We start from the raw sequence: 9,104 nt of genomic DNA, 5'->3' as shown, positions 1-9,104 counted from the left end.
GCGGTGATCAGCGGGCGTTCGGGGGTGGGCATCGCCGCCTCAACCCTGCTGACCGGTCAGCGGGTTGTAGGTGACCTGGACGGCGGCCATCTGGTCCGTCGGCAGCACCTCCACCCACTGGTCGAACACCTCGTACGGCTGCTGCGTCTGTGCCTTGAAGCCGTCCACCAGCGGGTAGAAGCCGTGCTCGTACACCTTGTCCGGCGGCAGGTAGTTGAGGGTGACGCCGTCCTCCAGGCGTTCGGTGACCACCTGCTGGCCGTTCTGGTGCTTCTCGACCACGCTGATGGCCACGTACCGCAGGACGTCGCGCACGGTGAGCGCGGCCGGATCCAGGCCGCGGTACCGGACGACCAGGTCCGGGTCCGACCAGGGGTAGGCGCGCAGTTTCCCGAGGATCTTGCCGTTCTCGCCCGCCGAGGCCGGCTGGTACAGGTCGTCGAGCCCCTCCGCCCCCTCGATGCTGGGGTCGCTCAGCCAGTTGAGCGCGGCCAGCTCCTTGCCGGGCCGGATGGGCATCACGGCCTTGACCCAGGGGGCGTTCAGGAACGCGTTGCGCTGGTGGTCGGCGTCGAGCTGCATCAGCCACCCCAGTGAACTGCCCATCCGCGCCGGGGCGGAGGACCCGGTGATGTAGTAGTTGTCCTCGCGGAGCATCTCCTGCTTGTCGAACCAGCCCACGACGTGCTCGTCCAGAGGAGCGGGCTTGCGCCGGAACGCCTCGACCACGGGGACGGGCAGCCGTCGGCGCGCCTTGACGGGGTCGGGGTCGACGGGCGGGTCGAGCTCGGGGGTGAACGCCGGGTGGCTGTGGTGCATCCTGGGCCGCCACCACTCGGGGGCGACGAAGTAGAGCATCGCGTCGACGTCGAAGATCGAGTTGATCAGTTCGGAGAGTCTGTGCAGCACCTTGGGGTCGGTCGGCACCGTCTCCCCGAGCTGGAGCAGGTGCTGGAGCAGCCTGCGGTAGACGACGACCCGCTCCTCCTCGCGCAGGACGTCATAGCTGCGGGTCTCCACGCGACTGGCGGCGTCGATGCGCTCGACGGCGGCCTTCATATAGGCCTCGCGCTGCAACCGGTCGAGTTCCAGGGTCCGTTCCTTGGCGAGGGCGACATTGCGCGCGGCGATCTGCGCCTTCTTGTCGGCCGTCGGGGTGTACTTCACCGGAATCGAGAACGGGAAGTCCTCTCCCCCCTGGCCGTGGCCGTACGTGACGTACAAGGACAGGCTCGGTTCCGTGGGCAGGGGTGTGCCGTCCGGGACACCGCCCTGGTTGTCCTTGCGGTTGGCGATGATGTTGGCACTGAGGTTGTTGGGCCCGGTCCACTTCACGGAGCCGTGGTCCAGGTAGGTGTATCCGTCCTTGGGGTGCAGCACGATGTCGCACAGCCAGATGCCGGTGGCGTGTCCACTGGAGCGGTACGAGGTGGAGCCGCTGCCGGGGAGGGTGAAACTGCCGACGACGTCCTCGCTGTAGTCGTCGGGGACCGGCAGTTCGTTGGCGGGAACGGCGCTGGACATGTCCGGCGGCGCGGCGAGGTGGACCAGCTTGGCCAGTCCGAGCTCACGGCCGGGATCGTCCACGTAACTCTGCCAGCACAGCTGGGTGCCCAGGTCCTGCACCTGGACGCCGACCCGGCGCATCTTGCGGCGCAGCTCGTAGTTGACGAGCTTGTCGGTGGTGTTCTGCAGGACGTACCGGCGGCTCGCGGTGTCGGTGGTCTCCGTGACGGTGCGGAAGGTGGTCTTGAAGCTGCGTTTGATCTCGGTGCTGAGCCGTTCGCTCTGCTGGCGCATCTGTTTGTGGGTCTGCTCCCGCGCCTGGCGCTGGGTGTCGCTCATGTCCATGGTGGCGGTCTCGTTGGCGTCGCCCCAGACCCACCTCTGGTTGGACGAGACCGAGAACCCCAGCTTGGTGCTGCTCTCGTTCTCCTGCTTGACCGCCTCGGAGACATCGTCCTGCTGCGTGATGCTCTTCTCCGCCTTCTCCGTGGTCTCCAGACTGGACTCCACGCTGCGCTCGACGACGGTCTTGCGGGTGTGCGCCTCGACCAGTTCCACGGTCCCGCCCGGGCTGAGCCACACATGCTGCACCGGCGGCCCGAGGAAGGTGTCGAACTCGAAGAAGTACTGCCGGAAGAGGTGGACGACGCCGACCGGGGAGAGGCTGACCCGCTCGACCGCCTCCTTCCGGCTGAGCGTCTCCAGTGGGTCGAGCATGCGTTTGACGTCCCGGTAGCGCTCGGCGTCCACCTCGGGCGCGGGGGCGGTGAACAGGTCCGCCAGGGTGGGCACCAGGGCTTGTTCCGACAGGTAGTTGAGCAACCCCGCGACCATCGACTCCTTACGGGCGAGGGTCTGCAGCAGCGCCTTGCGGCGCGTGGGGTCGGTGGTCGCGGCGGTGCGCCGGAACAGCTCGGGCGTGACCTCGTTGGCGAGCATCGTGTCCAGCGCGGTGCGCTTGAGCAGCGGCAGCCACACGGCGGGGTCGCGCAGATCCTTGCCCTTGACCCGCTGCTGGAGCAGATCGGCGAGCACCGAGTCGATCAGCGGGCTGTAGGGCTTGGCGGCGAGCGCCGTACCGGTGCGCACGGTGAGCGTCAGATCGTCGGCCGCCGCCTCGGCCTCTCCGAGGTGGATGATCCCGCCGTCGGAGACCGCCGCGTCCGGGGTGACCTGCTGGGACACCAGGGCCAGCAGGTCCTGGTCCGCGCGCGCGATCCCTTCGAGGAAGCGGGCGACGGTACGCTGGGAGCGCCAGCCGAGCAGGGGCTGGTACAGGCCGAACGACTCACTGGCGTACGGGAGCGCCCCCGTGAAGTCGGGCAGCGGCCGGCCCGTGACCACCCGCGAGCCCGCCGTCGGGGCGGGCATGACCTGGACGTTGTCGGCATCGCCGGACGCGGTCTTCGCGAACGGTACGACGGTCCAGGTGCGCCCGGCCGGGCCCTTGCCGACCAGGAACAGCTCACGGTCGCCCTGGGCCGGCGGCGCCACGAACGAGATCGTCTGCGTACCCAGACCGCTCAGCACCCTGCCGACGTACTGGCGGCTGATGTTGGTGTCGTGTTCCAGGAACGCACCGTTGAGCGCGGGCACATCGGGAAAGAGTCTCGGGTCCTGGACCTCGACACCGGCCGGCAGGGCCAGCGCGATCCGCTGCATACCCGCCAGATCCGACGGCAGCGCCGGCTGCACGGTGTAGCTCCAGATCTCGAACCTCGTCCGCGGCCCGGATGTGGCCAGCGGTGTCCGGCCGGTGAACGTGACGACCAGCGTCATCGTTGGGTCCCCCTTGTTCGTCCGGGCCCTGGCGGCCCCCGTGCGGCGAGAGTGGCAGGGACGGGGGCGCGCGACCAAGGAGTGTTCCGCTGAGCGGACCGGCGCCCCTCGAACCACCGCTCACGCCGCGTGCAGAGCCACCGTCGGATCCAGTCGTGAGGCGCGGATCGCCGGGTAGAGGCCCGCGAGCGCGCCGATCAGGAGCGTGGCCCCCAGGCCGCCTGCCAGGGACCAGGGCGGGACCACCGCTGTCCAGCCCTGGGCGCGGGCGAAGGCGTACGTCGCCGTCGTGCCCAGGAGCGCGCCCGTCGCCCCGCCCAGCCCGGACAGCAGCAGTGACTCGGTAAGGAACTGGAGGCGGATCGCGTTGCGGGTGGCGCCCAACGAGCGGCGCAGGCCGATCTCCTGGCGGCGTTCCAGGACCGAGATCACCATGGTGTTGGCCACGCCCACCCCGCCGACCAGGAGGGCCACCGCGCCCAGGCCGAGCATCAGGGTCGTCAGGCCCTCGTCGGTGGCTGCCTTGGCGGCCAGCGCGTCCGAGGGGCGGGAGATCTTGATGCCCGCCTGGCTGCCGGGGTTGATGCTGCGGGCGAGGACCGCCCGTACGTCCTCCACCGAGTCGTCCGTGGACCGCTCGAAGAGGGTGGTGGGGTGGCCGTCGAAGCCGAAGTAGCGCTCGGCGGCGGGGAATCCGATCAGGGCCACCCGGTCCAGGGTGGGGACGAGTTCGATCGGTCTGAGGATGCCGACGACGACCACCCGGGTGTCGTTCATCATGATCGTCTCGCCGGTGCGGGTGATGCCGAGGCGGTCCGCCGCGACCGCGCCCAGGACCGTCGTCGGGAGGCGTTCGCCCGCGCTGGTCAGCCACACGCCCCGGTCGACCTCGCCGCCGAGCGCGGACAGCAGGTCGAGACGGGCCGCCTGGGTGGTGACGCCGGCCGTGCGCTCCTCGGGCACCACGTCGCTGCGGCGGATGCGGGCGTCCACGTCGGCGGTGGCCGTGGCGTGCCGCACCGGGCCGATGCGCTCGACCATCGCCACCGCGTTCTTGGGGAGCTTGACCGGGCGGCCCGTACCGTCGTCGTCCGCCTCGGCGGTGAGGAGGTTGGTGCCGAGACGGTCGAGCCGGGCCATCAGGTCCGCGCGGCTCGACTCGGACAGGCCGACGACCGCGACCATGGTCGCGATGCCGATGGCGATGCCGAGCGCGGAGAGCACCACACGCGCCCGCCGGGCGAGCAGGCCGACCGCGCCGACACGGAGGATGTCGCCGGGGGTGAGGCGGGACGGCTTGAGGTCGTTCTTGGTCTTGAGGCCGCTGTTCGTCCTGAGGGTGTTCTTCGTCCTGAGGGTGTTCCTTGTCTTCAGGGTGTTCTTCATCCGCGGTCCCCCGTCGGGCGCATGGCTCGGGAGTCCGAGACGATCTCGCCGTCCCTGAAGCGGACCCGCCGCGGCAGCGCGTCCGCGATCGCCTGGTCGTGGGTGATCACGCAGATCGTCGTGCCGGACGCGTTCAGCTCGTGCAGCAGCTCCATGACGATCGCGCCGGACGCGGTGTCCAGCGCCCCGGTCGGCTCGTCCGCCAGCAGCAGTCCGGGCTTGCCCACCAGCGCGCGGGCGATGGCCACGCGCTGCTTCTCGCCACCGGACAACTCGTCCGGCGTGTGCGAGAGGCGACGCTCCAGGCCCACCCCGGCGAGCGCTTCCCGCGCCCGCTCGCGCCGTTCCCTCAGCGCCACGCCCGCGTACAGCAGCCCGTCGGCGACGTTGTCCACCGCGTCACGGCCCGCCGCCAGATGGAAGTGCTGGAAGACGAAGCCGATGTGGCGGGCGCGCAGCGCGGAGAGCCGGGAGTCGGAGAGCTCGGACACGTCGTACCCGGCGACCTTCACGGTTCCCGTGGTGGGCCGGTCGAGGGTGCCCATGACGTTGAGCATGGTGGACTTGCCGGAGCCCGAAGGGCCGACGACGGCGACCAGTTCGCCCTCCTCGACGGTGAGGTTCACTCCGCGCAGGGCATGGACGCCGCCGGGGTACGACTTGCCGGCGTCCCGCAGTTCGATCACGGGGGACGGTGTCATGACGCCGCCACTCCGACCAGCGCGCCCTCGCGCACGTCCGCGCCCGAGACCTCGATCCGTCCGTCGGCGGTCATGCCCGTCTCCACCCGCACCATCTTCGAGGTGGTGCCCTGGACGATCTGGAGGCCGTAGCCGCCGTTCTCGCCGCGCAGGGCGACGACCGCTTCGACGGGGACCGCGAGGACGCCCTTGTGCGCCTCGCTGACGAACCTCACGCTCGCCGACGCCTTGGCGTCCTCGCCGGACACCGCGCTCGCACCGCCGTCCAGGACGATCTCGACGGTGATGCCCTTCTGCGCGCCCGCGCCCGAACCGCTCGCGGACTCGGGCTCCTCGGGGCGCACGGTCCCGGCGACCTTCCCCGCCACCGTCCTCCCGCTCGGCAAAGTGACGTCGACCTTGGTGTTCTTGGAGGTGAGCGCGCCGTCGGTCTGCTCCAGCTGCGCCCGTACGACGGGCCGGGTGGCCGCGATCGTCAGCACCGTCCCGCCCGGGGCGACCTGGTCGGCGAGCGCCGCGTCGGCGGCGACCACCTTGATCTGGCCGGGCTGGAAGACGACGTCGCCCTTGCCCACTCTCCCGGTGCTCTCCCGGTTCAGGGACTTCTGCCACCGCTTGACGGCGGCCTCGGTGTACCTGTCGTACTCCGTGTCGACGTGGAGACCGGATCCGTACCCCAAGTCGCGCAGACCGCGCTCCAGTTGGAGGACGTCGCTGCCCCGGTCGCCCGCCTTCATCTCGCGGAACATGGGGACGGGTCCGTAGAGGAGCGTGACGGGTTTGTCGTTCAGCTCGTAGAGCGCCTGGCCCAGCTCCACCGTCCTGCCTTCGGAGGCGGCCACCGTGACGGTGCCCTCGACGGCGGACTTCACGGCGCGGCGCTGCGCGAAGTCGAGCTTGCCGTCGACGGTCTTGGACCGTACGAGGTCGGTGCGGACGACCTTCGCCGTGGCGGGCGGCAGGTCGCCGCGCCGCGCGGAGGCGCCCGCGTCGCTCCCTTCGCCGAGGAACAGCGCTCCCCCGGTCACCCCCGCGGCGACGGCCGCCGCGCCGAGTGCGAGGAAGGCGGTGCGGCGCGTCACTGCATGCCGTCCAGACCGTCGAGCAGCTTCGACTCGCACGCCTTGCGGGCCTGCTTGTACGAGGGCGACTCGGTGTCGATGGAGCGGGACACCGGGTCCGGGTCGCCGCCGGGCTGGGCGTTGCCGCCGCTCATGGTCGGGTTGGCGAACTTGGCGACGCCGTGGTCCCGCATGCACTGGGCGTGCGCGAGCATCGACTCGTAGGCCTTCTGCTCGTCGCGCTTGGGCTCGGCGTTCATGGCGGCCTGGAGCTCGGTGACGCACACGCCGTTCCTGCCGCCCTTGATGCCGTCGTTGCGGCCGGGCTGGGCGCCGATCGCGTTGACCTTCGCCCAGTCCAGATAGCCGCTGAGCTTCGGGTCGGGAAAGTCCTTGTAGCCGCCCTTGGCCCGCATGCACTGGACGTATCTCGTCTGGGCGTCGTAGAAGGCGCTCTTGCCCGCGGGCCGGGTGCTCGGCCCGCCCTCGCCGTTGGAGGCGCTCGCGGCCGGTGCGTCGGGCACGTCCGCGATCGCGCCGTCCTGCTTCCCGCTGCCACCGTCGTCACCACTGCCGCAGGCGCCGCAGAGGACGAGGACCGGCACGGCCGCGAGGCCGACCAGACGGACACCGGCGGAGGCGCCGAGATTCGTCCGCTTCATCCGAGTTGTTTGTTTCATCCCGAGAAAGCTCATGTGCTTCACGTTCGCCCGCGCAGATGATGACCTGTCCATGGCCATGTGATGGGAAGGTAACAATGCCTCCGACCTGCGCCCGCGCCCCCGTACGGAGTAGCTGGAAGGGGTCCCGGCGTGGTCATAATCGGCTCCATGCCGCATGTGCTGCTCATCGAGGACGACGCGTCCGTACGGGACGGGATGGAGCTCGTGCTGCGCCGGCACGGGTACGGCGTGGAGACCGCCGCCACCGGCGAGCAGGCCCTCGCGCTGCTCGCCGGGGAGCGCGGCGCACTGGTCGAGCTGGCCGTACTGGACCTGATGCTGCCCGGCATGGACGGCTTCGAGGTGTGCCGCCGCATCCGCGCCCGCTCGGCGGCCCTGCCGGTCATCATGCTGACCGCGCGCGGCGACGACTCGGACATCGTGACCGGCCTGGAGGCGGACGCCGACGACTATGTGGTCAAGCCGGTCACCGCGCCCGTGCTGGAGGCCCGTATCAGGGCCGCGCTGCGGCGCGCGGAGCCGTCCGGGCAGCCGAGAGAGGCGGCCCCGGATCTCGCCGGTCTGGTGATCGACCGCGCCGGGCTGACCGTCACCAAGCACGGCGCCCCGGTCGCGCTGCCGCCCACCGAGCTGCGGCTGCTGCTCGAACTGTCGGCCTCGCCGGGCCGCGTCTTCAGCCGCGAGCAGCTCCTCGAATCCATCTGGGACCACACCTTCCTGGGCGACTCCCGCCTGGTGGACGCGGCGGTCGCGCGGCTGCGGGCCAAACTGGAGGACGTCCCCGCCAAGCCCCGGTACGTCCAGACCGTACGGGGCTTCGGCTACCGATTCGGGCCGCTGTGAGCCGTACGGACACGGGCGGGTCCACGGACGGGACCGGGCGCGCCCGCGCCAAGCGGCACTCCCGGCGGCTCATCGGCGGGCTGCGCACCCGGCTCGTCGTCACCTTCGTCGTCGTCGCCCTGATCAGCGCGGTGACCGCGACCGCCCTGGCCTACCGCGACGCCCGCACCGCCGTCCTCCAGCGCACCCAGAACACCTCCGTCAACGACCTGCGCAAGCGGGTCGGCGCGGTGGCCGCCGACTTCGACCTGCCGCCCGACCACCGGTCGCTGTCCCGCTTCGCCGCGAAGGTCTCGGACGGCATCGGCGCCCGCCCGGTGGTCGCCCGCTACCAGGACCTCGTCGCCACCTCCGACGCGCTCGCCGACACCGACGGCCGGATCAGCACCGAGCTGCGCGCCGCCGTGGCCACCGGCAAGGGGACCCGGTTCCAGCGGGTGATGTGGCGTGGAGAGCCCTATCTGACCGTCGGCATGCCCGTGGCGTACGCCGACGGGGACCACCGCGCCTCCGGCCTTGAGGTGTACGCGATCACCGACCTGCGGGCCGAGCGCGACGACACGGCCGCCCTCCTCGACTCCGTACGGGCGGGCACCGCGCCGGTGGTGCTGCTCGCCGCCGTCCTGGCGCTGCTGGCCGCGGGAACGGTCCTCCGTCCGGTGCGCAAGCTGAGCCGGGCCACCCGAGAGCTCGCGACCGGCGACCTCGGCAGCCGGGTCGCGGTCAGCGGGCACGACGAACTCGCCGATCTGGCCCGGACGTTCAACGAGACCGCCGACGCGCTCCAGGCCTCCGACGCGGAGCTGCGCGAGCAGGAGGCGAAGGCGCGCCGCTTCGTCGCGGACGTGTCGCACGAGCTGCGCACGCCCCTCGCGGCGATGACGATGGTGGCGACCGTCCTTGAGGAGGACGCCGACCAGCTGCCGCCGGACGCGGCGCGGGCCGCCCGTACCGTCGGCGCGGAGACGGCCCGGCTGTCCCGGCTGGTCGAGGAGCTGATGGAGATCTCCCGCTTCGACGCCAAGGCGGTACGGCTGAACGCGGCCGAGACCGACCTCGCCGACACCGTGCGGGCCTCGCTCGCCCTGCGCGGCTGGACGGACCTGGTGCGCACACAGCTGCCCGACGGTGTACGGGCGGTTGTC

The 9,104-nt window shown here is 71.3% G+C and carries 7 protein-coding genes; 2 read left to right on the top strand and 5 right to left on the bottom strand.

The genetic code is table 11. The features are described from left to right. Positions 1-39: 39 nt before the first annotated feature. From A8W25_RS14550 to A8W25_RS14530, 5 genes are all read right to left on the bottom strand, one after another. Complete coding sequence (locus tag A8W25_RS14550; RefSeq protein WP_067161432.1) at positions 40-3,285, bottom strand: hypothetical protein; 3,246 nt, start codon at positions 3,283-3,285, stop codon at positions 40-42. A gap of 120 nt (positions 3,286-3,405) precedes the next feature. Continuing rightward, positions 3,406-4,671 (bottom strand): ABC transporter permease, encoded by a 1,266-nt coding sequence (locus tag A8W25_RS14545; protein WP_079126080.1) that lies wholly within the window; start codon positions 4,669-4,671, stop codon positions 3,406-3,408. Further along, entirely contained in the window at positions 4,668-5,372 is a 705-nt protein-coding gene (locus tag A8W25_RS14540; protein ID WP_067161430.1) for an ABC transporter ATP-binding protein, read from the bottom strand. The genes A8W25_RS14545 and A8W25_RS14540 overlap by 4 nt, the downstream gene beginning before the upstream one ends. Beyond that, entirely contained in the window at positions 5,369-6,454 is a 1,086-nt protein-coding gene (locus A8W25_RS14535) for a peptidoglycan-binding protein (RefSeq protein WP_067161427.1), read from the bottom strand. The genes A8W25_RS14540 and A8W25_RS14535 overlap by 4 nt, the downstream gene beginning before the upstream one ends. Next, positions 6,451-7,095, bottom strand: coding sequence for a hypothetical protein (locus A8W25_RS14530; protein ID WP_107470698.1), 645 nt, complete (start codon positions 7,093-7,095; stop codon positions 6,451-6,453). The genes A8W25_RS14535 and A8W25_RS14530 overlap by 4 nt, the downstream gene beginning before the upstream one ends. Positions 7,096-7,263: 168 nt before the next feature. Between A8W25_RS14530 and A8W25_RS14525 the strand changes: the two genes are divergently transcribed. Next, positions 7,264-7,959: a response regulator transcription factor gene (locus tag A8W25_RS14525; RefSeq protein ID WP_067161421.1), complete on the top strand. Its 696-nt coding sequence runs from the start codon at positions 7,264-7,266 to the stop codon at positions 7,957-7,959. Further along, positions 7,956-9,104 (top strand): HAMP domain-containing protein (locus tag A8W25_RS14520; protein WP_079126079.1); only part of this gene is annotated, 1,149 nt, incomplete at its 3' end. The genes A8W25_RS14525 and A8W25_RS14520, both read left to right, overlap by 4 nt.

Source organism: Streptomyces sp. ERV7 (assembly GCF_001653515.1).
Classification (GTDB): domain Bacteria; phylum Actinomycetota; class Actinomycetes; order Streptomycetales; family Streptomycetaceae; genus Streptomyces.
The sequence above is the reverse complement of the archived record's forward strand: the minus strand, read 5'-3'. Positions and strand labels throughout refer to the sequence as shown.